Annotated in this window: 22 protein-coding genes; 6 read left to right on the top strand and 16 right to left on the bottom strand. The window is 60.3% G+C overall.

Annotated elements, in window-relative coordinates:
- Positions 1-4: 4 nt before the first annotated feature.
- The 4 genes from B097_RS0103505 to pgsA form a co-directional block, all read right to left on the bottom strand.
- Complete coding sequence (locus B097_RS0103505; protein WP_018581162.1) at positions 5-850, bottom strand: PspA/IM30 family protein; 846 nt, start codon at positions 848-850, stop codon at positions 5-7.
- Between the two features lie 83 nt (positions 851-933).
- Entirely contained in the window at positions 934-1,287 is a 354-nt protein-coding gene (locus B097_RS0103500) for a helix-turn-helix domain-containing protein (RefSeq protein WP_026254278.1), read from the bottom strand.
- 51 nt (positions 1,288-1,338) lie between these two features.
- Positions 1,339-1,890, bottom strand: a complete 552-nt coding sequence (locus B097_RS0103495; protein ID WP_018581160.1) for a CinA family protein — start codon at positions 1,888-1,890, stop codon at positions 1,339-1,341.
- Positions 1,883-2,449 carry a CDP-diacylglycerol--glycerol-3-phosphate 3-phosphatidyltransferase gene (gene pgsA / locus B097_RS0103490; protein WP_018581159.1) on the bottom strand — a complete coding sequence of 189 codons (567 nt, stop codon included), beginning with the start codon at positions 2,447-2,449 and terminating at the stop codon, positions 1,883-1,885. Before pgsA ends, B097_RS0103495 begins: the two co-directional genes overlap by 8 nt.
- A gap of 78 nt (positions 2,450-2,527) precedes the next feature.
- Between pgsA and B097_RS0103485 the strand changes: the two genes are divergently transcribed.
- Positions 2,528-2,824 carry a YciI family protein gene (locus B097_RS0103485; protein WP_018581158.1) on the top strand — a complete coding sequence of 99 codons (297 nt, stop codon included), beginning with the start codon at positions 2,528-2,530 and terminating at the stop codon, positions 2,822-2,824.
- Between the two features lie 83 nt (positions 2,825-2,907).
- Here the strand turns inward: B097_RS0103485 and B097_RS0103480 are convergent, their stop codons facing one another.
- From B097_RS0103480 to dapB, 8 genes are all read right to left on the bottom strand, one after another.
- A complete protein-coding gene (locus B097_RS0103480) occupies positions 2,908-4,077 on the bottom strand; it encodes a TerC family protein (RefSeq protein WP_018581157.1) in 1,170 nt (389 codons plus the stop codon).
- Between the two features lie 183 nt (positions 4,078-4,260).
- On the bottom strand, positions 4,261-4,767 hold the full coding sequence (locus tag B097_RS0103475; protein ID WP_018581156.1) for a DinB family protein: 507 nt from the start codon (positions 4,765-4,767) through the stop codon (positions 4,261-4,263).
- 29 nt (positions 4,768-4,796) lie between these two features.
- Positions 4,797-7,919 carry a DNA translocase FtsK gene (locus tag B097_RS0103470; RefSeq protein ID WP_026254275.1) on the bottom strand — a complete coding sequence of 1,041 codons (3,123 nt, stop codon included), beginning with the start codon at positions 7,917-7,919 and terminating at the stop codon, positions 4,797-4,799.
- 93 nt (positions 7,920-8,012) lie between these two features.
- A complete protein-coding gene (locus B097_RS0103465) occupies positions 8,013-8,612 on the bottom strand; it encodes a TIGR03085 family metal-binding protein (protein WP_051078010.1) in 600 nt (199 codons plus the stop codon).
- Positions 8,613-8,668: 56 nt separating this feature from the next.
- Positions 8,669-10,657, bottom strand: coding sequence for a ribonuclease J (locus tag B097_RS0103460; RefSeq protein ID WP_018581153.1), 1,989 nt, complete (start codon positions 10,655-10,657; stop codon positions 8,669-8,671).
- 2 nt (positions 10,658-10,659) lie between these two features.
- The gene (gene dapA, locus B097_RS0103455) at positions 10,660-11,568 is read right to left on the bottom strand and encodes a 4-hydroxy-tetrahydrodipicolinate synthase (RefSeq protein ID WP_018581152.1); all 909 of its coding nucleotides are present in this window, start codon (positions 11,566-11,568) and stop codon (positions 10,660-10,662) included.
- A gap of 79 nt (positions 11,569-11,647) precedes the next feature.
- Complete coding sequence (thyX, locus tag B097_RS0103450) at positions 11,648-12,400, bottom strand: FAD-dependent thymidylate synthase (protein WP_018581151.1); 753 nt, start codon at positions 12,398-12,400, stop codon at positions 11,648-11,650.
- A gap of 13 nt (positions 12,401-12,413) precedes the next feature.
- Positions 12,414-13,160 (bottom strand): 4-hydroxy-tetrahydrodipicolinate reductase, encoded by a 747-nt coding sequence (gene dapB, locus B097_RS0103445; RefSeq protein ID WP_018581150.1) that lies wholly within the window; start codon positions 13,158-13,160, stop codon positions 12,414-12,416.
- Positions 13,161-13,353: 193 nt separating this feature from the next.
- Between dapB and B097_RS13085 the strand changes: the two genes are divergently transcribed.
- Complete coding sequence (locus tag B097_RS13085) at positions 13,354-14,028, top strand: AMIN-like domain-containing (lipo)protein (protein ID WP_018581149.1); 675 nt, start codon at positions 13,354-13,356, stop codon at positions 14,026-14,028.
- A 75-nt stretch (positions 14,029-14,103) separates the two neighbouring features.
- Here B097_RS13085 and B097_RS0103435 read toward each other — a convergent pair whose 3' ends face one another.
- The 4 genes from B097_RS0103435 to B097_RS0103420 all read right to left on the bottom strand — a co-directional run bounded on the left by B097_RS0103435 (position 14,104) and on the right by B097_RS0103420 (position 19,087).
- A complete protein-coding gene (locus tag B097_RS0103435) occupies positions 14,104-16,377 on the bottom strand; it encodes a polyribonucleotide nucleotidyltransferase (RefSeq protein WP_018581148.1) in 2,274 nt (757 codons plus the stop codon).
- Between the two features lie 325 nt (positions 16,378-16,702).
- Positions 16,703-16,972 carry a 30S ribosomal protein S15 gene (rpsO, locus tag B097_RS0103430; protein WP_018581147.1) on the bottom strand — a complete coding sequence of 90 codons (270 nt, stop codon included), beginning with the start codon at positions 16,970-16,972 and terminating at the stop codon, positions 16,703-16,705.
- 146 nt (positions 16,973-17,118) lie between these two features.
- Entirely contained in the window at positions 17,119-18,081 is a 963-nt protein-coding gene (locus B097_RS0103425) for a nucleoside hydrolase (RefSeq protein ID WP_018581146.1), read from the bottom strand.
- Positions 18,082-18,121: 40 nt separating this feature from the next.
- Positions 18,122-19,087, bottom strand: a complete 966-nt coding sequence (locus tag B097_RS0103420) for a bifunctional riboflavin kinase/FAD synthetase (RefSeq protein ID WP_026254274.1) — start codon at positions 19,085-19,087, stop codon at positions 18,122-18,124.
- Positions 19,088-19,117: 30 nt separating this feature from the next.
- On the opposite strand from B097_RS0103420, the gene truB reads away from it, so the two are divergent.
- From truB to B097_RS0103400, 4 genes are all read left to right on the top strand, one after another.
- Positions 19,118-20,035, top strand: coding sequence for a tRNA pseudouridine(55) synthase TruB (truB, locus tag B097_RS0103415; protein WP_018581144.1), 918 nt, complete (start codon positions 19,118-19,120; stop codon positions 20,033-20,035).
- Positions 20,036-20,187: 152 nt separating this feature from the next.
- Positions 20,188-21,531, top strand: coding sequence for an ATP-binding protein (locus tag B097_RS0103410; RefSeq protein WP_018581143.1), 1,344 nt, complete (start codon positions 20,188-20,190; stop codon positions 21,529-21,531).
- Positions 21,531-23,015, top strand: coding sequence for an SLC13 family permease (locus B097_RS0103405; RefSeq protein ID WP_018581142.1), 1,485 nt, complete (start codon positions 21,531-21,533; stop codon positions 23,013-23,015). The genes B097_RS0103410 and B097_RS0103405 overlap by 1 nt, the downstream gene beginning before the upstream one ends.
- Positions 23,016-23,039: 24 nt before the next feature.
- The gene (locus B097_RS0103400) at positions 23,040-23,447 is read left to right on the top strand and encodes a glycerate kinase (protein ID WP_018581141.1); all 408 of its coding nucleotides are present in this window, start codon (positions 23,040-23,042) and stop codon (positions 23,445-23,447) included.
- Positions 23,448-23,522: the final 75 nt, after the last annotated feature.

Raw genomic sequence — 23,522 nt, 5'->3', positions numbered from 1 at the left:
TTCTTTATGCCTCGCCGCGCAGTTCGCGCATCCGCTGCTGAACGGCGTCATTCGAAACCTCGGTGTTCGATGCCTGCGGCGCGGAGGTGTTATTGCCCTCAATCGCTGGCTTTTCAGCGGAGCCCAAGGCTTCGCCCTGCATCTCGGCACGGATCTGCTCAAGGCGCGAGTGGCCAGCCATCTGGATGCCTGCCTGCTCCACCTCGGCCATGCGTCCCTCAACGGAGTTCTGGGCCAGCTCAGCCTTGCCCAAAGCGTTGGAGTAGCGGCGCTCGATCTTGTCGCGCACCTGGTCCAAGTTCGGAGTGTTGCCGGAGGTGATGGAGTTCATGGAGTGCAGGGACTCAGATACCTTCTCCTGCATCTTGGCCTGCTCCAGCTGGCTGAGCAGCTTGGAGCGCTCTGCCACTTTTTGCTGCAGCGCCATGGAGTTACGCTCCACAGCGTTCTTCGCCTGCTGCGCCTGCTGGAGAGCCTGGTCGTGCAGCTGCTTGGTGTCCTCCACGGACTGTTCCGCGGTAACCAGCTGTGCTGCGAAAGCTTCGGCGGCGTTTTCATATTCGATAGCCTTCTTCTCGTCGCCGTCGGCGCGCGCCTTGTCTGCCAGCTGCAGGGCCTGGCGGGTATTAGCCTGGAGCTTCTCAATATCACCCAGGCGACGGTTCAGCTGCATCTCCAGCTGACGCTGGTTACCAATCACCGCTGCCGCCTGCTGCGACAGTTCCTGGTGCTGGCGCTGTGCCTCACCGATGGCTTGTTCGATCTGAACCTTTGGATCAGCGTTCTCTTCGATCTTGGAATCGAACAGCGCCATGAGGTAGTTCCACAATTTCTTGAACGGGTTAGCCATCTGGTTTAACCGACCTTTCCTGAGGGTGTTAGGGGCAGGCGTTAATCTTCGTTAACGCTTTCATAGTAGCGGAGCTTTAAGCGTCACGCTTCTGCCGCAGCCGGTGAAGTTTGTGCAAGTTCATCTGCCATCGACTGCAGGGTCATATTCGACGCTGCTTCGACCAAGACTTCAGCCACCGTCGCGCCCAGGGCGTTGCACACCGAGGCTAGGAGCTCAGAAGAAACTTCCTTCTGTCCGCGCTCCAGTTCCGACAGGTAGCCTGGCGACACACTGGAACGCTGAGCGAGATCGCGCAGAGTAATTCCCTTATCTGCACGAAAAGCCCGCAGCGACAGCCCCAATGCCTCACGCAGCAGAGGTTCTGGTTGACGCGTGGTTTTCTCCACGGTCTTCATGGTTGTCGGTTTATCTAAAAGTGCTGTTGTAGTTGCCATCATGTAGTCCAACGATTCAGTGCGTCGATTTGTTCCCGTTCTTGGTGACTTTTAGCTCGCGGGTTTCTGCTCGCGGATCACACGCACCAACATTTCTAGGCAGGCGTCGACCGCGCTGCGCCGAATCTCTGCCCTGTCGCCAGAAAGCACATGCAGGGGCGTATCGCGCGTCTCGACGACCACGAATCGCGCTCGAGCCGGGTCAACGACTTCGGCCGCCGGCCATGCCGCGGTCCAATAGGGCCCAGAGACACCGACATAGACCTCTCCGACGGGATGCCCGTCTTGAGTGTCTGGCCCAGCTACCCCGGTGAGCGACACTCCCCACGTGGCATCGCACGCCTTGCGCACCCCGCGGGCCATGTCTCGGGCCGTTTCCTCAGCCACGGGCCCGTGCGCGTCCAAGACGCTCTCGGGGACCCCTGCCAGGCTATGTTTCAAGTCGGTGGCATAAGTGACCAAACCGCCGCGCAGCACGGCCGATGCTCCAGGCACCGTCGCAATCTCAGCACACGCAGCGCCTGCGGTGAGTGACTCGCACAGGCTCACGGTCTCTCCCCGAGAGTTCAATAGCGCAACGAGTTCTTCGGCCTTGCTAGGCACGGTTCGCCTTCCTTCCGTCCACCAAGTACTGGATACCGGTCACAACAGTGACGATCACCGCCGCCAGCATCACCAGGTAGCTGGGGATGTCCATCCACTCCGGCAGCGGGCACAGATACAGCGCCACGCCCAAGGCTTGCAACGTGGTCTTAATCTTGCCGCCCTGGGAGGCCGGAACAACTTTGCCTTGGCGCAGTAGCACCATCCGCCACACAGTAATTCCGAGTTCGCGCACAACAATCAACACAGTCATCCACACCGGCAGCGTCGACGCGATATTAAGGGTGACCAGCGCTGTAATCATCAGCGCTTTATCTGCGATGGGGTCTGCGATCTTCCCGAAATCCGTCACCAGGTTTCGCGCCCTGGCAATATCGCCGTCCAGCTTGTCCGTGGCCATCAACAGGGCGAACAGGCCAAACGCCCACCACCATTGTTGCGTTAGCACCAGCCAGGCGAAGACTGGGACGAAGAGGATTCGCAGAGACGTCAACACATTGGGCAGGTTGAAGTTCGACGGCTTCTCACCTGCCAATTGGTTGTCACTGTGCTCTTTCACGCACCCCACCCTACCTGCCTGCACTCGTACAAGTTGAATCTGGCTCCGTGCCACCCCAAGGCCGCTAAGATGAACCTTATGAAATACTTCGCAGTTCACTACACCTACGCCGACGAAGCCGAAGAAATCGTCGCTCTACGCCCCAAGCACCGCGAATTCTTGGGCTCGTTGAAGGACCAGGGCAAGCTGGTTGCCTCCGGCCCCTACACTGACGGCCTGGGCTCGGCACTGATCATCATCCGCTTGGAGGACCCCGCGTCCATCGACGATGCCATCCAGCTCATGAACGATGATCCTTTCCACATTGAGAAGGCCATCGCCGCGCGCACGGTGCGCGAGTGGAACCCTGTGCTGAACATTTTCGACGAGGTCTAGCTCCTCCATACTGGCGCTTAACGACGAACGCCTGCCCCACTGTCTTTGTGTTGCAGTGCGGGCAGGCGTGTTCTTTATGTTCTTTAAAGATCGTCCGGATGCGGTTCTGGCTCTAGGTGGTCCACATCGCGCGAGCCGGTAGCGGTGTGGTCACCCTTTCCTGAGGTTGCCGGATCATCGATCCACTCAATGTGGCGGCCGCGGGAGTCCACCTTGCGGCGGTTGCCGTGGTCGTCATAGTCGATGCGGGTCTTCGGGCCGCGCTTGCCGCCCTGGGCCTCATCGCGCTTGTCCTTGATCAGGGACGCCACGACGGTGATCACAAGGATGCCCACGATGATCACCAGCGACCAAGTGGTTGGAACCTCTGGCACGTTCAAGTTCTCGCCACCGTTAATGAACGGCAGGTTGTTCTCGTGTAGTGCGTGGAGCAGCAACTTCACACCAATGAAGCCCAGGATCAGTGCCAAGCCGTACGGCAGGTAGACCAGGCGGTCCAGCAGGCCATCGAGCAGGAAGTACATCTGGCGCAGACCCATCAGGGAGAAGGCGTTGGTGGTGAACACCAGGTATGCCTCAGAAGTAATGCCGTAGATCGCAGGGATAGAGTCGAAGGCGAACATGACGTCAACCAGGCCGATGGCTACGAGAGCCACGAACAATGGGGTCAGTGCGAACTTACCGCGGTGGTCCTTCGTCGTCAGCTGATCACCGTGGTACGAAGCGGTGACTGGGACGACCTTACGCAGCCACTTAACGATGGCCATATCGTTCGGATCGGTCTCCGGTTGGTCGGTGGCCTCGTCGTAAATCAACTTGATTGCGGTGTACAGCAAGAAGATGGCGAAGATGTAGAACACATCCGACCATGCGGCAATGACAGCAGCACCCAGCAGAATAAAGACCAAGCGCGCGATCAAAGCGATCACAATGCCCAGCAGCAGCACCTTCTGTTGGTATTTTCGCGGAATCTTAAAGGCGCCCATGATCAGGGCGAACACGAACAGGTTGTCTACTGAGAGGGCTTTTTCTGTCACATAGCCCGTGTAGTACTGCAGGCCATGTTCGGCATCCCAACCGAACCACACGACGAGGCCGAAGACTAACGCCAAGCCGACATAAAAAAGAGTCCAGAACCCGGACTCTTTCAGAGTCGGTTCGTGGGGAACTCTGACGTGGGAGTAGAAATCAAAAATGAAGAATCCGGCGATCACGACAAGCGTGACAACCCAGACCCATAAAGGCACAGACATAAAGGTATTAACCCTCCGGTCGCTTAGGTAGATGAATGTGACCGGAGGTCTCCCCCACCATTACCGATAGGGTTGGCCGGCTCGACCGGGGTGACAGCCTATTTTAGGTGCCACCCGTGATGACGATCGAAGCCGTTGTCGGGGTACTCCCCTCCGAATACGAACCGACTATACCTGATAACACTATTTATTGTGTGTCGCGCCGGCGAGGAAAGCCGCCTGGCCAATGTGCTGCAGCGAATCGACCAAAACCAGCGAAATACGGTCCTGACGCTTCTCCGGCTTGCCATGGAATTCACCAATAATCTCATCCCACTGGTGGGTCTCCAGGCTGTTCACAAAGGTGCGCAGCTGGTCCAGCCCCGCCTTGATGTAGTCCACCAACAGCGAATGCTTCCGCACATAGATCTGCGCTGCTTCTTCCTTGGACTGCCCGAAGCCGGTGCCTTCAGCGACATCGCCCAGCCCGAACTTCTCGCGGAAGCCCTGCTCCTCCCACACCGGGGTGGTGCCGGCTACAGGGGCGATCATGCCATCAAGCACACGGCCGGTGTGCCACAGGTTCCACGCCACCGAGTTCGGGTGGCCGGCAGCCTTGTAGTTGAGCTGCTTTTCGGTCAGCGCTGGGATCTTATCCAGCTGTGCTTCAGTACGGTTGATCAGATCAAGATATGTGTTCTTAGTATCCATGCGTTCAACAATACTGAAAACGAACTGGTTTAGAAGGCGCCTCCCGAAGGATTGTAGGTTGCTTGGACAACGCGGGTGTCTGCGTCGCCACCATCGGTATCGCTGTCACCAGATTCGGCAGGGGCATCGTCGTTAAGCGCCTGCTCCTCAAGGACCTCCTTGGGTGCTTCGGCCGGGTCGGCGCCCTTAATCATCCAGATGATCGTGTCCAGCTCCTCGGGCTTGACCAGCACCTCGCGGGCCTTCGACCCTTCAGAGGGACCCACCACCCCGCGCGATTCCATCAAGTCCATCAGTCGTCCCGCCTTGGCGAAGCCGATGCGCAGCTTGCGCTGCAGCATCGAGGTCGAGCCCAGCTGGGAGGTGACAACCAGCTCGACGGCCTCGAGCAGATCGTCCATATCCTTGCCGATGTCATCGTCAATGACCTTCTTGTCGGAGGCCTTCTCTTCGGTGACGTTCTCGACGTAGTTCGGCTCCGCTTGGTTCTTGGCGGCATCGACCACGGCTTGAACCTCTTCGTCAGTGACGAAAGCACCCTGCATGCGCTGTGGACGGCCCGCGCCCTGCGGGATGAAGAGGCCGTCACCCATGCCGATCAGCTTCTCTGCACCGGCCTGGTCCAAGATGACGCGGGAGTCGGTCAACGACGAGGTGGCGAACGCCAAGCGCGAAGGCACGTTCGTCTTAATCAGACCGGTCACCACATCCACCGAAGGGCGCTGGGTCGCCAGCACCAAGTGGATACCAGCGGCACGTGCCTTCTGGGTAATGCGCACGATCGAATCTTCGATCTCCTTCGGCGCGGTCATCATCAGGTCGGCCAACTCGTCGACCACACACACGATGAAGGGATAAGGCTTCATCTCCCGCTCGGATCCCGGAGGTGACTGCAGCTCCCCGGAACGAACCTTCGCGTTGTAGTCCTTGATGTGACGCACGCGCGCGGACTTCATGTCCAGGTAGCGCTGCTCCATCTCCTCCACCAGCCACTGCAGCGCGGCCGAAGCCTTCTTCGGCTGCGTGATAATCGGGGTGATCAGGTGCGGGATGCCCTCATAAGGCGTCAGCTCCACCATCTTCGGGTCCACCAGAATCAGGCGGACTTCCTCAGGCGTTGCGCGCGTGAGCAGCGAGACCAGCATGGAGTTCACAAACGCAGACTTACCGGAGCCGGTAGAACCCGCAACCAACAGGTGAGGCATCTTCTGCACCGAGTGCGCGACAAATTCGCCCTCAATGTCCTTGCCCAGGCCGATCAGCATCGGGTCATGATTACCGCGGATCTTCGGCGCGTCCAGGACGTCGCGCAGACGCACCATCTCGCGGTCAGCATTCGGCACCTCAATACCCACGGCTGACTTCCCCGGGATCGGGGTGAGCAGGCGCACGTTATCGGTGGCTACGGCATAAGCCAGGTTCGACTGCAGGTTCGTAATCTTGGACACCTTCACGCCAGGGCCTAGCTCGACCTCGTAGCGCGTGACTGTCGGCCCACGGGAGAAGCCGGTGACTTGGGCATCGACCTTGAACTCGTCGAAGACTTCGGTGATGGCCTCGATCATGCGGTCATTAGCCGCGGTGCGCGTCTTCGGCACATCGCCGGCAACTAGCAAATCAGTCGACGGCAATACATAGTCGGTGGTAGGTTCCGGCGTGCGCGCCTGTGGCGCGGGCTCACTCTTCTCTAGTTCGGATTTCGGCGTGGACGCTGGAACTGCGCCAGCATCGATTCCCGATCGCGCGATGATCGCCTGGCGGGTCTTTTCCAGCGAGGTGGTCACCGCGTCCGAACTGTTTTCTGCCGGTTCGTCGACCACAGGAATTTCATCGGTGTCGTCGTGGGAGACGCTCGGTGCCGGGGCAGATTTCGCTTGTCGACGACGCGACGGCGCACGCTTAGCTGGCTTCGGCTCCGCGGGCAGGACGGTCGTTGCATCGGAATCGTCGAGTTCTGGCTCCGCGTTCGGGTTAAACTCATCGCTCGGCGTTTCGGCAGACTCGCGGGGATCAGCGAAGAGTGTGTGCTGCTGTGCTGATTCATCCGCTGGGTAGTTCTCCAACGGCGAGGAGGCCGCCCGGCGCCGCTTGGGGCGGGCCGACCGGAAGGATCGCGTTGCGCTGGTGCGTTTGCGTTTCTCGGCGATGTCGTCGACATCCTCGGCCACATGGGCGTAACGGTCGTCCGAGTCCTTTTCTTCGTCGTCTGAATCGTCGGTGAAATTGCGTGAGCCCATCGAGGAAACAAAGTCACCAATCTGGTTGAACAGTTGGCGTACGGTCACCCCGGTGATCATCAACGCCCCATAAATGATGATCAAAATCAACAGTGGGACGGCCACGTAGGAGGAAAAGCCGGCGGACAGGCCCCCGCCGATGAAGGCACCAATCGCGCCACCAGCGATCTTTCGGGCTTCCCATTCCGCTGGGTTACCGGCAAAGATATGCATCAGCGACAGCATGGCCACCGCGATCAGCCCAACACCCACGCCGATGCGGGTCTTCGTGTTTTTGTCGGCGCGGTAATCCAGCATGAGCATGATCGCAACGGCGACGAGTACGACTGGAAGGACCAGTGCGCCCGCACCAATGATGAGGTGGGTCACCGAAGCAATAGCAGCGCCGATCGGCCCTGCGATGTCCAGCCAGACTGATGCACCAAGAACGGCGGCCAGGCCGATCAGGACAAGTCCGACGGTATCCCCGCGATGGGATCCACCGCCACGGGTAATTCCCCTGCCCTGGGTGTTGTCAGCATCCCCAGACTCGTCGTAAGAATCGTCGGTAGTTTCTTCCTGCGCTGCGATGTCCTTATCCCCCTCGTCGTCGTACTCACTGTGTTCTTCGTGATCCTCGTTGTCGCGTCGTCGGCCCACCTTCGAGCCGATAGAGGCGACGCCGCGTGTCATGGAACCCAATCCCCTAGCGGTGCCCCGCGCGATCGCACCGAAGGTGGAGCCAACCGCCTTGTAGGCGGACCCCACCCGCTCATCAGCTGTGTCTGCAGCCAGTTGAGTAGTCGATGTAGTGTGCGGGCGCGCTAAACGGGTAGTGCGACTCGTGGAACGGGTCGACTTGCTACCGCTTGCTCGGCTCTTCGGGCCGCTGGAAGAGCGGCGCGTAGAGCGCGACGGGGAATTCTTGACAGACATGCTCCAAGGATAACCCCAGGAATCACATTGTTCACATTTGCCACACCGGGCACGTGCGTAATTTTTGCTATCTCGCGCCTCGTCGCGTCAGGTCTAGCCCCTTGACTGCCCAACATGCTGTGGGTCTCCGGTCACCGTCACCTCAACAACGTCGCGACCAAAAACCCACAGCAACAGTTCGCCCGGTTCACCAACCACCCGCACAACATCGTCCCCTTGTTCGGCCACCCCACGCCGATCCCCCACCGTCATCGGCGGCAACGTCGTCGGCGACAAGACGACAGGAACCGGAGCAGAACGCAACAGCAGCTTTCCGAAGCGACCAGCCAACAAAGCCAGTTCTTTGTTCACGGCCTTACTGAACTCGCGCGGCCGGGCTACGCCGTCGCCGCGCAGCACATCTTCATGGTGGACGAAGTGCTCGGCAGTGTTCATCATCGAATCGACGGGCTTCAGCAACAGAGGTGGCCCCGCTGCCCAGTCCTTTACCAGGTCAGCATAATCACGGTTCGAAATTTTATCTGCGAAAACTTTACCCACCCCGGGCATCAGCGCCAGCTGATTATTTTCGCGGACGTACAGGTGTTCCGCTAAGTCGCGGGTTTCCCACCCCTGGCACAAAGTCGGGGCATTAGGGCCTACGCGCAGCAGCGTATCTGCAAGGCGCGACCGTTCTGTTGCAGCAAAAGACATGCGCCCCAGCATAGCTGAGGCGCATGAATTAGTGGGCTGCTTTAATGCGAGGACGCTTAGAGCGACTCGCGAGCTGCCTGGACGTCTTCGTCGTCAAGCGGAGTATCGTCCTCGGTCACGGGAACCACGGTCGGCAGAATGACTGGCTCGCGCTTGTACTTCTGCTCGATGGCGCGGGATACCTTACGACGAAGTTGCTGCACCATACGGTACGGGTCATTTTCCCGCTCCGCTGCCAGATCGTTCATCGTGTCTTCGACAAGCTGCACAACCTCTGGCACTACACCTCGGTCGTCCTCGGAGAAGCCCGTGGTCGAAACGGCAGGCTTTTCCATCAGGCGGCCCGTGCGCGAATCGATGACCGCGGTGATCGACACCACGCCACCGGCAGCCAAGTTGGTGCGGTCCGCCAGCACGTCGGCCTCGACCTCACCCATCGTTTCACCGTCAACGTAGAGGTGACCCACCTGGTACTGGCCCACAACCTTCGCGTGGCCGTTGACCAAGTCAACCACCACGCCGTTTTGTGCCAGCACGGTGTTCTCGCGCTTCACGCCGGTAGAGATTGCAAGCTCATTGTTGGCGCGCATGTGGCGCCACTCGCCGTGCACCGGCATCGCATTCTTCGGGCGTGCCGCGTTGTACAGGAACAGCAGCTCGCCGGAGTAGCCGTGGCCGGTGGCGTGCACGTGCGCATCCTTGTTGGTGATCACGGTGGCGCCAATCTGGGCCAGGTTATTGATCACAGAGAAGATGGCCTCTTCGTTGCCCGGAATCATCGAGGACGACAAGATAATCAAGTCACCCTCACGGACCGTGATCTGGCGGTGCTCACGACGCGACATGCGCGACAACGCAGCCATCGGCTCACCCTGAGTACCAGTGGTGATCAGCAGCACGCGGTGCGGAGCCATCTTGGAGGCCTCGTCGATGGAGATGATGGTGCCCTTCGGCGCCTTCAACAACCCCATCTTCTCGGCGATCTCCATGTTGCGCATCATCGAACGGCCGTTGAAGGCCACCTTGCGGCCCGCAGCGACAGCAGCGTTCACTGCCATCTGCACACGCGAAACGTTGGAAGCAAAGGACGCCAAGATGACGCGCTGCTTTGCCTCGCGCACAAGGCGGATGAAGTTCTCCTCGATGCCGGCCTCAGATTCAGAGAATCCCGGGGTGGTGGCGTTCGTGGAGTCACACATCATCAGGTCCACGCCCTCGTCGCCAAAGCGCGACAGGGCAGGCAGGTCAGTGGGCTTGCCGTCATAAGGCGTTTGATCCAGCTTGATATCGCCAGTCATGATGACCTGGCCCGCGCCAGTGCGGATGGACAGGCCTAGCGCGTCCGGGATCGAGTGGCCCACCGTCCAGAAACGGATGTTGAACGGGCCAACGGTGATCTCCGAGTCCTTGTTCACCTCATGCAGCTTCGGACGTTGACGGTGTTCCTTCGTCTTCGCCGCGATCAGCGCGTTAGTGAATTTCGCCGAGTAAATCGGCAGGTTCGGGCGCAGCTTCAGCAGCCATGGGATAGCACCGATGTGGTCTTCGTGCCCGTGCGTAACGACGAGGGCCTCAACCTTATCCAGCTTCTTCTCAATGGGTCCGAAGTCCGGCAGGATCAGGTCCACGCCTGGCTCGCCCGAGGAGGGGAACAAGACGCCACAGTCCACGATAAGCAGACGGCCGTTGTATTCGAAGACCGTCATATTGCGACCGATTTCAGAGATACCGCCCAGGGCATAAATGCGCAGGCCGTTCTGCGGTGCCTTCGGAGGAGCGGGCAGACGCTTAGTCATGTCGGTGCCCTGCATGGACTTCATTGGGTTGCGGCGGTTTTGCCCACCACGTCCACGACGGCGACGGCCACGGTTATTGTTGTTATTTCCGTTATTACTGTTGTTGCCGTTGTTATTGTTGTTCGCCTTCTTGGGTGCGTCACCCTTCTTCGCACCGTCGGCAGCCTGGAATACAGGCGCCTGGTCTCCGGTCTCCGGCGGGCCAGCCTTTCGCGTGACCTTCCGGGACCGATTACGGGGTTCATTCATATTTAGAGGACTCCAGCCTTCTTCAAATCATCCCGAAGAACCTCGATCTGGTCGTCGCTAGCAGCAGCGACCGGCAACCGAGGTTCCCCGACATCCAAGCCCTGCAAACGCAAGGCTGCCTTAGCAAATGTTGCACCACCCAAAATCGCCTGCTGAGAAGCAAGCACATGCATGGTGTTGGCGTTGATTTCCCGAGTACGGGCGAGGTCGCCTTCCTCAAAGCTTGTGTGTAATTCACGGAGAAGTGCCGGCGCAGCATGCCCAATCACCGAAATGAAGCCGGTGGCACCGAGCGCAAGCCATGGCACGTTCAACGGGTCGTCGCCAGAGTACCAGGCAAGACCAGTTTCCTGAATTAATGGGGCTGCCTCAAACATATCACCCTTCGCATCCTTCATCGCCTTGATGGTCGGAAGCTTCGCGAGTTGACGAATCGTGTCCCCGGCGATCGGGATACCCGAGCGGCCAGGAATGTCATAGAGGCAAATCGGTAGATCCGTCGCACCGGCCACTGCCGTGAAGTGCAGGACCAGGCCCTCCTGTGAGGGCTTCGAGTAGTACGGGGTGACCACTAGCAGAGCGTCAGCACCAGCCTCCGCAGAGGCTTTCGCCAGCTCAATAGAGGTGCCCGTGTCATTGGTGCCGGCACCGGCGATGAGCTTCGCCCGGTCACCTACTTCTTCCTTGACCGCCTTGAGCAACGCCAGCTTTTCTTCCGTGGTCGTCGTTGGCGATTCCCCCGTGGTGCCTGCGAGGACAAGCGAGTCAATACCGTTGTCCACCAGGTGGGCGGCCAACTTTCGACCTGCGTCGAGATCAAGTGCGCCACCGCGGTCAAACGGCGTGACCATGGCGACACAGACGGTGCCGAAGTCAGATGCTCCGACCTGTGCTGTCAAAGTAGTGCCCATGAGGCTCAAGGTTACCTTCTTCCTTAGTCGCGTGTGCAACCCGCCACAGTAGAAGGGTCGCGCATGCGCTTTTGTTTCGCTAGTTAATGTAGGGGCTCGCCGCCATTTTCGACCCATCGGTCAACGTTGTGACCAGGAAGTCGTCGAAAAGCGTCGGCGCTTGCTGCTTTAAAATCTCTAAACAACGGATGGCGAGGCCGCGGATTTCCACATCGGCGTGCTCTGTGGCGCGCGAGGCGATGAAGTGGCGCCACGTGCGGTAATTGCCCGTGACGACGATGCGTGATTCCGTTGCGTTCGGCAAAATTACGCGCGCAGCCTGGCGGGCCTGTTTCTTCCGCAGTAAGGCGTTGGGCTCGTCGGCAAGCTTTTCTTCCAGCGCGTCCAGCAACTCCTCATAGACGAAGCGGGACTCATCGACGCTGCGCAGGAACAAGCGGGTCAAGTCTTCGTCCTGGGAGATGAGATCCGGCACGACCACGTGGTTCGTGTCCGAATGCACAAAACGCTGCGAGAGCTGCGAAAAGGAGAAATGCCGGTGACGCACCAACTCGTGTGTCGCCGAGCGGGACAGCCCGCGAACGTACATCGTGGCGGTCGCATGCTCCAGCAGTGCGTGGTGACCGACTTCCATGATGTGCCGCAGGTAGGTCTCATTGGTAGCCGTGTGCGGGTTCGGCTTGTCGAAGGTTTCATAGCACGCGCGCCCGGCGAACTCCACGAGGCCCTCGGCATCGGTGGCCGTCTTGTCGGCCTGCCACTCCACATCGTCCGGGGAAGAAAACTGGGTTGCCGCGATCAGCTGAACATCAAGCCGAGTTGGCTGCGCCATCGTGACCGCTCCCCTACAGACCCAAGTAGGAATCGAGCCCGATGGTCAAGCCCTTGTGCTCTTCCACGTTGCGCACGCCGGTGAGCACGCCGGGGACGAAGGAATCGCGGCCATAGGAATCCTGGCGGATCGTCAACGTCTGATCCTTGGTGCCAAACACAATGTCCTCGTGCGCGACCATGCCGGTCATCCGCACGGCATGCACCTTCACGCCATCAACATCGGCGCCGCGAGAGCCGTCGAGGGCCTGCTCCGTAGCGTCCGGCATCGCCTCCATGCCGGCGTCCTTGCGCGCCTGGGCGATGCCCTGTGCGGTCTTCACCGCGGTGCCCGAAGGCGCGTCCAGCTTGTTCGGGTGGTGGTATTCCACAACCTCCGCCGACTCGAAGAATGGGGCTGCCTGCTTCGCAAAAGCCATGGCCAGCACCGCGGAGATGGCGAAGTTCGGGGCAATGAGTACCCCGACCTCTGGGTTGTTCTCCAACCAGCCGCGGACCTCGTCGTAACGCGCGTCATCGAAACCGGTGGTGCCGACGACCGCGTGGATGCCGTTGTTAATGCAGAACTCGAGGTTGCCCATCACGGCATTGGGCGTGGTGAAGTCGACGATGACCTCTGCGCCAGCATCGATGAGGGCATCGAGGGAATCATCAGCATCAATCTCCGCGACCAGCTCAAGGTCATCCGCCGCCTTCACACCAGCGACAACCGCCGAACCTACGCGCCCCTTGGCGCCGAGAACGCCTACCTTAATTGCCATAGTTGTACTCCTTCGAAGTTGTTTTCGCTGTGGTGCGCCGCGCGCACGTTCTTCCGCCTAGTCTATTCCCCGCGCTTTCGATATGGGGCAGCGGCAGGCACCTTGGCAGTGCCAACCCGATGCCAGACAACGATTCGCTTACGATCGCGACATTTCCTTTACCTGGGTCCGCGCCTCGGGTTACCTTTAACTTATGAAACAAAAGACACTCGCACTCATTTCCATCCCACTGGTTGCGGGCGTCGTGCTGGCGGGTTGTTCGTCCAGCGACGACACCCAAACACAAGACCAAGCACAAGAAACCGTGACGACGACGGCGACATCCCCCGTCGAAACCACCGACACCACCACGGAAACCTCCACAGAGACCTCCCCTGTCGACACCGAACCTTCCAACGACACGGCCCTGGCTATGCTGGGTGCCGCATCGACCGACCCAACAACAAATTGGGAGGAAAGCAACGGCGGGGCCTACGCAGACCTGGACATCAAAGACATCCGCGTCGGATCCCACGATGGCTTCGACCGCTTCGTCCTCGAGTTCGCCGGCGAAGGGCTCCCCAGCTACCACGCTGGCTACGTCGAGGAACCCCTGCAGCAAGCCTCCGGCATGCCTATCGACGTCGCCGGCCCCGCCACGCTAGAGGTCATGGTTCACGGCACCGCGGCCGCGATGATGAATACCGACAACCCGCTGCTGAAGTCCGTCGGCCCGATGGACAAGGCAGCCGGCAATGTCCAGGGTGTTACATACGGTGGCACCTTTGAGGCGGACTCTCAGTTCTTCATCGGGCTGGACAAGCCGCGCCCCTACAGCGTCTCCGTCTTGGAGAACCCCGCTCGCCTTGTTATCGACATTAAGAGCTAGTTCGCTTGTCGACGAAAAACGGCCGGCTCCTCGAATTTCGAGGAGCCGGCCGTTCGTCGTTAAGCGCGATCTGCCTTAGTCTTCGTCGACTGGGACCAAGGAGATCTTGCCGCGGTTATCCACGTCGGCGATCTCGACCTGGACCTTGTCGCCCACGTTGACGATGTCTTCCACCTTGTCGATGCGCTTGCCGCCACCGAGCTTGGAGATGTGGATCAGGCCATCTTTGCCCGGGGTCAGCGACACAAACGCGCCGAACGCGACAGTCTTTACCACGGTGCCCAGGAAGCGCTCGCCCACCTTCGGCATCTGCGGATTAGCGATCGAGTTGACCTTCTCAATCGCCTGATCAGCGGACTCTCCAGATGCGGCAGAGATGAAGACGGTGCCGTCATCCTCGATGGAGATATTTGCGCCGGTGTCATCTGTGATCTGGTTGATGGTCTTGCCCTTCGGCCCAATGACCTCGCCGATCTTGGACACAGGTACCTTGATCGTGGTGATCTTCGGTGCGAACGGGCTCATCTCGTCTGGGCCATCGATGACCTCAGCCATGGTCTCCAGGATCGCCTCACGTGCTTCCTTCGCCTGTTCCAGCGCATCTGCCAGAACCTTTGAAGGAATGCCGTCCAGCTTGGTGTCCAGCTGCAAAGCGGTGATGAAGTCCGGAGTACCGGCGACCTTGAAGTCCATGTCACCGAACGCGTCCTCCGCACCCAAGATATCGGTCAGGGCGACGTACTCGGTCTTGCCGTCGACCTCACCAGAGATCAGGCCCATCGCGATACCCGCGACAGGGGCAGCCAGTGGGACACCCGCGTTGTACAGCGACAACGTGGAGGCACAGACCGAACCCATCGAGGTAGAGCCGTTGGAGCCCAGAGCCTCAGAGACCTGGCGGATCGTGTACGGGAACTCCTCGCGCGAAGGGATTACCGGATCAAGCGCGCGCTCAGCCAAAGCACCGTGGCCGATCTCGCGGCGCTTCGGGGAGCCCACACGGCCAGTCTCACCAGTGGAGTATGGCGGGAAGTTGTAGTGGTGGATGTAACGCTTGGACTTCTCCGGGTGGAGCGAATCCAGCTGCTGCTCCATCTTCAGCATGTCCAGGGTGGTCACACCAAGGATCTGGGTCTCGCCGCGCTCAAACAGTGCGGAGCCGTGAGCGCGTGGGATGAGGTCGACCTCAACGCCTAGGTCACGAATATCGGTGGTGCCACGACCGTCGATGCGGTAGCCCTCGGACAGGATCTTGCCGCGCACAACCTCCTTCATCACGGCGTTGTACGCTGCGCGGATCTGCTTGGAGGCGGCCTCCTCGCCAAGATCATCCTCGAACTTGTCCAGCAAGTCGTCCTCGATGTCTTCCATATGCTCGTTGGAAGCCTCGTCGCGGTCCTGCTTGCCGGCAATCGTCATGATCTCGCCCAGCTTCTTGCGGGCCTTCTTGTCCACTGCCTTGTACACCTCTTCGGTGTAGTCGGGGAACAGTGGGAACTCCTCGGTCTCCTTCGCGGTACGCTCCGCCAGGCCAGCCTGTGCCTCGCACAACGTCTGGATGTATGGCTTCGCAGCCTCCAAGCCCTCTGCGACAACCGACTCGGTTGGGGCGATCGCACCATTGTTGACCTGCTCGACCACGTTGACGCCAGCACCGGCCTCAACCATCATGATCGCAACATCGTCGACGTTCTTGCGCCCCTGCTTGCGGGTGACCATGCGGCCAGCAACAACCATCTCAAACAGTGCGCGCTGGTGCTGCTCATAGTTCGGGAAGGCGACCCACTGGCCTTCAGGGTGCTTGTCATCGGCGATCAGTGCCATGCGGACGCCGCCCACGGCGCCAGAGACTGGCAGGCCGGACAGCTGCGTTGCAGCAGAGGCACCGTTAATGGCGACCACATCGTAGTAGTCATCAGGGTTCTGCGACAGCACGGTGATCACGATCTGCACTTCGTTGCGCAGACCCTTCACGAAAGTCGGGCGCAGCGGGCGGTCAATCAGACGGCACGCGAGGATTGCCTCGGTCGACGGGCGACCTTCGCGGCGGAAGAAACCACCTGGCAGCTTGCCAGCTGCGTACATGCGCTCTTCCACATCGACGGTCAGCGGGAAGAAGTCAAAATTCTCACGCGGATTGTTCGACGCGGTGGTGGTGGCCAACAACATGTTGTCGTCGTCCAGGTAGGTGGTCACCGAGCCACCAGCCTGGCGTGCGAGCTGGCCAGTTTCGAAACGGATGGTGCGTGTGCCGAAGTCGCCATTATCGATAGACGCTACAGCTTCAGTAATTCCGTAATCCTCATCAAAATGGAATTCCACGGAGTTATCAGGAGTGAAGTTACTCAAAGAAGGATCCCTTTCCTTTAGGTCAATCCCGGCGATCTTCGGTGCCGCCGCTTAAAAGATGTTTGGTAACCTGCGCCATACTATCAGGCCAGCTGGTGGAGTGCCCAGCCCGCCACGGGGTTCCCGCCATTCTGCCAAACTGTCGAAGCTGAACTGTTGGATTAGGGCGTTTTTCGCCGCTTCGGGCCGCCGCGGGCCCCTGTTCCAACATTTTAGGTCCAGCAGTTTGCGGTGCTGGGTGGAAAAGCGCAAAAGAAAAACCACCTACTCCCCTCTCAAACAGAGGGAAACAGGTGGTAGGTGTTCGTCGAAAAGCGAACCGTTCTTAGCGACGCAGACCCAGGCGGGCGATCAGCTCACGGTAACGCTCGACGTTGTTGTCTGCCAGGTACTTCAGCAGACCGCGACGACGACCGACCAGCAGCAACAGACCACGACGGGAGTGGTGATCGTGCTTGTGGAACTTGAGGTGCTCGGTGAGGTTGTTGATGCGCTCGGTGAGCAGGGCAACCTGAGCCTCGGTGGAACCGGTGTCGGTCTCGTGCAGGCCGTACTCCTTGAGGATTTCAGCCTTCTTCTCGGTGGACAATGCCATGAGATGTACTCCTTGTTTATTTCAGTCCACATTCTTCGGAAAAAGTCTTGTGCCCGCGCGCACTGCTGTGGACCACAGTGACACATGCGGAAGACCTCAGAAAACATTACCTGAGGTCGGAGGGAAAACCAAACAGTACCCGTGGTTTAGGCGGCTGGGGTGTCCTTGGCCAAAGCGGTCAAGCGCTGCATGAACTCATCCAGGAACCGCTGCACTTCCACGCCGACGGCCACCTGGGCGGTCTTGGTGGCATCGTTCAGGCGGGTCTCATCGCCGATGGTGCGGCCGCGGGTGGCGCCTTCGGTGTCGCACTTCATGTTCATCGGGATGGTGGTCACCAGGCTTGGGTCCACTGCCACTGCTACCGCGAGCGGGTCGTGCAGGCCACAGCCACCCAGGTGCGGGCTGGTCGTCTCGTAGGCCTTGATGTAGTAGTCGGTGGCATCGGCCAGGAAGTTGCCACCCGTCGTTCCCAGCGCGCGCCACTTGGCCGTTTCCTCGCTGGTCAGCAAGGTCTGCAGGGTAACGTCCAGGCCGATCATCGTGACGTCCTGCGCCTTCTTGAACAGCAGGTCGGTCGCCTCAGGGTCCTGGTTCACGTTGGCCTCAGCCCACGCGGACACGTTGCCCGGAACGGTCAGGGCACCGCCCATCATCACGATGTGCGCGTTGGCAGCGAAGTCCTCATCAGCCCCGATCGCCGCTGCGATGGTGGTGGATGGGCCGGTGGGCACGATCACCAGGTCGTCGCCGTACTCACGCACGGACTCCACCAAGAAGTCGACGGCGGACTTGCGCTCCACTTCGCGCTTCGGCTCCGGCAGCTCCGCCTCGCCGATTCCGTTGGCGCCGTGGATGAACTCGGAGACCTCGAGCACCTCGAAGGACTCTCGCTTGCGCGCATGGTCGGGGCCGGCGAACACGGGGACATCGGTGCGGCCGAACAGTTCCAGAATCGCCAGCGAGTTGCGCACACCGGTTTCCACCAGAACATTGCCGTAGGTTCCGGTCACACCGATCAGCTCAAGCTCCTCCGAGCCAAGCGCATATGCCAGCGCGAGGGCATCATCAATGCCAGTGTCCAAGTCCAAGATGATCTTACGTGCCATAAAAGGGGTGGCCTCCTTAAAAATTTGAAAAGAACACACCCTACTGTAGGCCAAGCATCTCGCGCGTGTTGGTCACGTCGCGCGCCATGTTCTCCAGCAATTCCTCTACTGAATGGAATTTCACCATGTCACGAACCTTTTCGACGAACTCCACCTTGGCGATCCGCCCGTACAGGTCCGCGTCCTGATCCAGAATGAAGGACTCCACGGAACGGCGGTGGTCCCCAAAGGTCGGGTTTGTCCCGATCGAGATCGCCGCGGGATAGCGCTCGCCGGGTTGCATATCGCCCTCGATGGGTTCGTCGTCAAGCACCGTGAACCAGCCTGCGTAGACGCCATCAGCGGGTAAGGCGACGCTTTCAGAAAAGTACTGGTTCGCGGTGGGGTACCCCAGTTCCTTGCCCCCGCGACCTGCGCCGCGTTCGATCTCAGCCTCCACCGAATAGTTCCGCCCCAGCGCCTCATTGGCGGCGGGGATATCACCGGCGGATAGCCGCTCGCGGATATAGGTGGAGGAGACGCGGTGGTCGTCGTCGACAAGCAAATCCACGATCTCTACCTTGACGCCGTGGCGCTTGCCCAGCTCGCACATAGTGTCGGCGGTGCCTTCCGCCCCTGCCCCGAAGGTGAAGTTTTCACCGACGGCCACGCTGTGCGCATGAAGCTTATCGACGAGCACCTGGCGGAAGTACGCTTCTGGGGAGACTCCTGCGAGCTCTTTGGTGAAATCGACGACGAGGAGGTTGTCCACGCCAAGTGCTGCGACGAGTTCGGCGCGCTCTTCAAGGGTGGTCAGCATCGTGGGGGTGCGTTCTGGAGCGAAGACTGCAACTGGGTGGGGGTCAAAGGTCATCAGCACGCTGGGCAGTCCTGCCTCGCGTGCGGTGTCCACTGCTTCGCCGATGAGGCGCTGGTGACCGCGGTGTACCCCGTCGAAGACGCCGATGGTGACCACCGAGGCAGCGAGTTCGTCGGGGACTGCATCTAGTCCGTTCCAAATATCCACGACCATTAGATTACGGCATACTGTAAAGCTATGAATCATCCCCAGCATGAACACCAGCACGACCCTTTGGCGGATTCCGGATTGGTCGTCGTCGATAAGCCCCAAGGCATGACTAGCCATGACGTCGTCGCCAGGCTGCGCCGCTTCTTCAGCACGCGCAAGGTGGGGCACGCGGGCACGTTGGACCCGATGGCCACAGGCGTGCTGGTAGCGGGCGTGGGCCGGGGCACGAAGTTGCTGGCGCATCTGGTCGCTCACGACAAGGTGTATGCTGCGACGATTCGCTTGGGCCAGGCCACCTCCACGGAAGATGCCGACGGGGAGATCATCGCCTCTACCGATGCTTCTGGTGTCACCGATGCCAAGATCGCCCAAGCCGTGGCGGAGCTGACCGGGGAGATCATGCAGGTGCCCTCGGCGGTGTCCGCGATCAAGATCGACGGCAAGCGCGCCCACGAGCTCGTCCGCGAGGGCAAGGAGGTGGAGATCCCGGCGCGCCCGGTGACGGTGTTCGGCTTCGAGATCGTCGATACGCGCCGCCACGACCAACTGGTGGATGTGGATGTGCGTGTGCATTGTTCCTCCGGCACCTATATCCGGGCTTTGGCGCGCGACCTCGGCCAGTCGCTGGGCACCGGTGCACATTTGATCGCTTTGCGACGAGAGGCCGTGGGGAGCTTTACCCTGGGGGATTCTCGGACGCTGGAGGAGTTGGAGAACTCCCCTACTTTTTCTTTGAGCATTGATGAGGCGTTGAAGCGCGTGTGGCCGCACCTAGACGTGACTGAGCAGGAGTTTGCGGACCTGGCCATGGGCAAGTGGTTGGAGCCGCGCGGGCTGGAGGGCGTCCACGCCGCGGTGGGCCCGGATGGGCGCGTTGTGGCCTTGGTGCAGGAAAAGGGCAAGCGCTTATCGACGATTTTTGTGGCGCGTCCTTCCACTCTCTAAGCACCGTTCTTGCTGCCCGAAGGGCTGCAAACCCAGAATGAAAGCTTCCTCATTCTGGTGTCATCTTTGCTTCACGCTGCGGTTCCATACTTGGTTATTGACGTTATTGACGAATTTATTTCGCCTGACTCTAACCAAGGAGGACCACCCCTATGCGTCGAGATTTTCGCACTCGCATAGTTGGAATCTTCGCTGTCCTCATCGCCTTGTCTTTCACGGTGATGCTGCTGACAACCCGGCAGGTGATGCATTCTGTGACCACGCAGGAAGCATCAGAGGACATTGCCCAAGAGATCGATGAGTTCACAACCTTCGCGGAGACCGCCAAGGACCCAGACACTGGCGAGCCCATCAACAACGCGGCCCGGCTGCTCGAGGTGTACTTATCCCGGCAGGCCCCCGATTCTGGGGAGGCCATCGCGGCGGTAGTGGATGGGAAGCTGGTGGAAAACTCCACGGCTCCCCGCCCCTTGTCCGCGGAAGGACCGTTAGTCACCGACGTTCTGGCCTCGCCTGCACCGTCCGGTGGGTTCGATGACAATGCCCACGGCGAAGTGCAGTGGGGCAAGGTTTCCATCACTGCTGGTTCTGAGGACGCCACGTTGATCGTCGCAAGGTTCCTTGAGGAAGACCGCGCCATCGTCGGCGCGAACCTGCGGCTGATCACGCTGATTGCTTTTGGCTCCGCGCTGATTGCCATCATCATCGCGTGGATCGTCGCCGGCCGGCTGATTAATCCGGTGCGCCAAGTTGGCCGCGAGGCCCAGGACCTGAGTTTGGTCAAGCCTGGCTCCACGCTGGAGACAACAGGCCACCCCGATGCCGACGCGCTGGCAACGACGTTTAACACCATGCTGACGCGTGTCGACGCCACCGACGAGGCCCACCGCGGCGTGATGCGCCGCACCGTCCATCAACTGGAAACAGCAGGCTCTTCCGCCAATGGCAAGGCGCACACGCTCGATGCTTTGCGCACGCTGCAGGATCTGCCTGTCGGTCGTCGGATTCCACCGGCCACGCCGGCAACCCTTGACCACCTGTATACCCGCATCCGTACCGCGGTACGCGACGAGATCGGCGCCCAGGTCAGTTTCTCCTCAAAGAATATTGAGGACCTCAACGTTGAGCTCTCCCCTGATCTGATCGTTCTGGCTGCACGCCATGTCGCCCGCTCCGCACACATTCGCTCCGGTGAGGCGATCGTCGCTATGCGCATGGAGTTTGTCGACGGCGAACTGACCATCGACGCCGCCGACAGCGCCGGTGTGATCGAGGCAGAGCACCTGCCCGCATTCTTCGAGTGGGACCCGGATCCCCTGGCCATTGAGGCGCTCTCCGACCAACCCCACCTGTCGCACGCCATCATCCGCATCGTCGCCGACATCCACGGCGGCCACGCCTGGGTGGAATCGGAGCCGGAGCTGGGCACACGCATCGGCGTGACCATCCCCGCCCCGCTGACCTACCCAGACGATGAAGAACACGTGGAGGAGTAATGAGCTTGCCGACGAGGTATTCCACCACTCCTCCACCGGAGTATGACCTCTCCCCTCCCGCGGGTTATGGCGACGACTTCCTGCCGGAACTGCGGTGGACACCGAAGCTTCTCATCCAGATCATCACCGCCATCGCGATCGTCATGTTCTGGCTGCTGCCCACCCCCTTGGAGCCGGAGGCCCGCACCACCCTGGTGGTGTTTGCTACAGCGATTTGGTTTTGGATCTTCTCCTCCGTCCCCGACACCTATGTGGCGTTAGTCTCGGTGTCCGCGGTGGTGCTTCTCGACATCATCAGTGTCGATGCCATGTTCGCACCACTCGGTCACGACACCACGTGGCTGCTGATCGGCGCGTTCATCCTCTCCACCGCGATTACTTCCTCCGGATTGGCCCACCGCGCCGCGGTAGCCCTGACCGTGGGTGTATCCAGCCCGCACGCACTTGTTCATCTTTTGACCTTTGCGACGGTGCTGACAGCATTCGCGGTGCCGGCCACGTCCGGGCGAGCAGCCTTAATCCTGCCGGTCTTTATCACCATCGCAAAGGTGGTTCCCGAATGGTTGCGGCGCGTCCTGGCATTGAGCTTGCCGTCGGTCGTGCTCTTTTCCGCCGTCGCATCACTGATCGGTGCCGGCGCCCACCTGATCACCAACCAGGTACTCGCCGGCAACGGATTCGAAGCCATCAGTTTCTCCCGCTGGATCGTGCTGGGTTTCCCCTACGCACTCATCGTCTCGCACGCCGCAGCAGAGATCATTTTCCGCGCATTTTCCACAGGCGAACAGCGCGCGGAAAAACTATCCATCACGCGCCGCAAGCTCACCCGCGACCATCCGCTCTCCAACCGGATGCAGCGCGACGAGGTCATGGCCCTGAGCATCCTGGGCAGCGCCATCGTCTTGTGGTTCACAGAGAACCTGCACGGCATCCCGCCCTCGTTGGTGGCTGTCTTGGCAGCACTGTTGGCATCCTCGCCAGTCATCGGAATCACGAACTTCGGCGACGCCATCAAGAAAGTACCGTGGAACCTCCTCCTATTCATGGCAGCAACGGTCGCCCTAGCCCAAGCGCTCACCGAGTCCGGTGCCGCGCACTCGCTGGCCACCATGGCCTTCGGCGAACTGCCGGGCTGGCTCTACGTGGTGATGATCATCCTGGTCTCCACGGTCGCTCACCTAGTCATCCAGTCACGGTCCGCACGCTCCGCGGTACTCATCCCGATCGTCATCGCCACCGCCCCCGTCGCAGGCGTCAACCCCGTGGCCGCCGCGTTCATCTCCACCGCGGCAGCAGGTTTCTGCCACACGCTCCCCGCCTCGGCAAAGCCGCTAACAATCTTCCGCGGCGACGACGAGAACCCCCGATTTAGCAACCAGGAGCTGCTCCGCACCTCCGGGTTACTCGCACCCATGTTTCTCGCAGCCACACTGCTGTTCGCTTTCGTCGTGTGGCCGGCACTCGGCCTGCCACTATTCGCTTAACTTCAACCAGAAAGGACACTTCTTATGTCTATGACCATGTACTCCCCGGCCCGCATCCTTGTCGCACCATCCGGTTTCAAGGAGTCCCTCTCCGCCGTAGAAGTCGCCGACGGCATCGCAGCTGGTGCGCGCCGGGTACTTCCTGGTGTGCGCGTGGACCAGTTCCCTGTACCCGACGGTGGTGAGGGAACCCTGGAGATCCTGTCTCAACGCCCCAACTCGCGCTTCCACAATTCCCACGTCACTGGCCCGGTTGGCCAGGAGGTACGCTCCCGATGGCTAGAGTTCACCGGCGATAGCGACGAAGGCTCCATCGCTGTCATTGAAATGGCCTCCACCGCAGGCCTCTCACTGGTGCCACGCGATATGAACCGTCACGGTTTTGTTGCCACCGTTAGATTGGCTGAGCCACCCTCTCAGGTGACTCGGTGATTGTAGCGTGCCCGGCCCAGTAGGTCTCCTCGTGCTCCGCGGGTGGGACCATCCCGAGGGTGGAGTGCAGTCGAC

This window comes from Corynebacterium pilosum DSM 20521 = CIP 103422, from assembly GCF_000373805.1.
GTDB classification, from domain to species: Bacteria; Actinomycetota; Actinomycetes; order Mycobacteriales; family Mycobacteriaceae; genus Corynebacterium; species Corynebacterium pilosum.
Note: the sequence above shows the minus strand (reverse complement) of the source record. Positions and strands in the feature narration are given on the sequence as shown.

Coding starts and splice junctions, on each gene's coding strand:
- B097_RS0103425 (WP_018581146.1), bottom strand. CDS start 18,081: ATGGCACGTAAGATCATCTTGGACTTGGACACTGGCATTGATGATGCC.
- dapB (WP_018581150.1), bottom strand. CDS start 13,160: ATGGCAATTAAGGTAGGCGTTCTCGGCGCCAAGGGGCGCGTAGGTTCG.
- B097_RS0103400 (WP_018581141.1), top strand. CDS start 23,040: ATGTCTATGACCATGTACTCCCCGGCCCGCATCCTTGTCGCACCATCC.
- B097_RS0103505 (WP_018581162.1), bottom strand. CDS start 850: ATGGCTAACCCGTTCAAGAAATTGTGGAACTACCTCATGGCGCTGTTC.
- B097_RS0103500 (WP_026254278.1), bottom strand. CDS start 1,287: ATGGCAACTACAACAGCACTTTTAGATAAACCGACAACCATGAAGACC.
- B097_RS0103405 (WP_018581142.1), top strand. CDS start 21,531: ATGAGCTTGCCGACGAGGTATTCCACCACTCCTCCACCGGAGTATGAC.
- B097_RS0103485 (WP_018581158.1), top strand. CDS start 2,528: ATGAAATACTTCGCAGTTCACTACACCTACGCCGACGAAGCCGAAGAA.
- dapA (WP_018581152.1), bottom strand. CDS start 11,568: ATGGGCACTACTTTGACAGCACAGGTCGGAGCATCTGACTTCGGCACC.
- B097_RS13085 (WP_018581149.1), top strand. CDS start 13,354: ATGAAACAAAAGACACTCGCACTCATTTCCATCCCACTGGTTGCGGGC.
- B097_RS0103465 (WP_051078010.1), bottom strand. CDS start 8,612: ATGTCTTTTGCTGCAACAGAACGGTCGCGCCTTGCAGATACGCTGCTG.
- B097_RS0103480 (WP_018581157.1), bottom strand. CDS start 4,077: ATGTCTGTGCCTTTATGGGTCTGGGTTGTCACGCTTGTCGTGATCGCC.
- B097_RS0103410 (WP_018581143.1), top strand. CDS start 20,188: ATGCGTCGAGATTTTCGCACTCGCATAGTTGGAATCTTCGCTGTCCTC.
- B097_RS0103460 (WP_018581153.1), bottom strand. CDS start 10,657: ATGAATGAACCCCGTAATCGGTCCCGGAAGGTCACGCGAAAGGCTGGC.
- rpsO (WP_018581147.1), bottom strand. CDS start 16,972: ATGGCATTGTCCACCGAGAAGAAGGCTGAAATCCTCAAGGAGTACGGC.
- B097_RS0103475 (WP_018581156.1), bottom strand. CDS start 4,767: ATGGATACTAAGAACACATATCTTGATCTGATCAACCGTACTGAAGCA.
- B097_RS0103470 (WP_026254275.1), bottom strand. CDS start 7,919: ATGTCTGTCAAGAATTCCCCGTCGCGCTCTACGCGCCGCTCTTCCAGC.
- truB (WP_018581144.1), top strand. CDS start 19,118: ATGAATCATCCCCAGCATGAACACCAGCACGACCCTTTGGCGGATTCC.
- thyX (WP_018581151.1), bottom strand. CDS start 12,400: ATGGCGCAGCCAACTCGGCTTGATGTTCAGCTGATCGCGGCAACCCAG.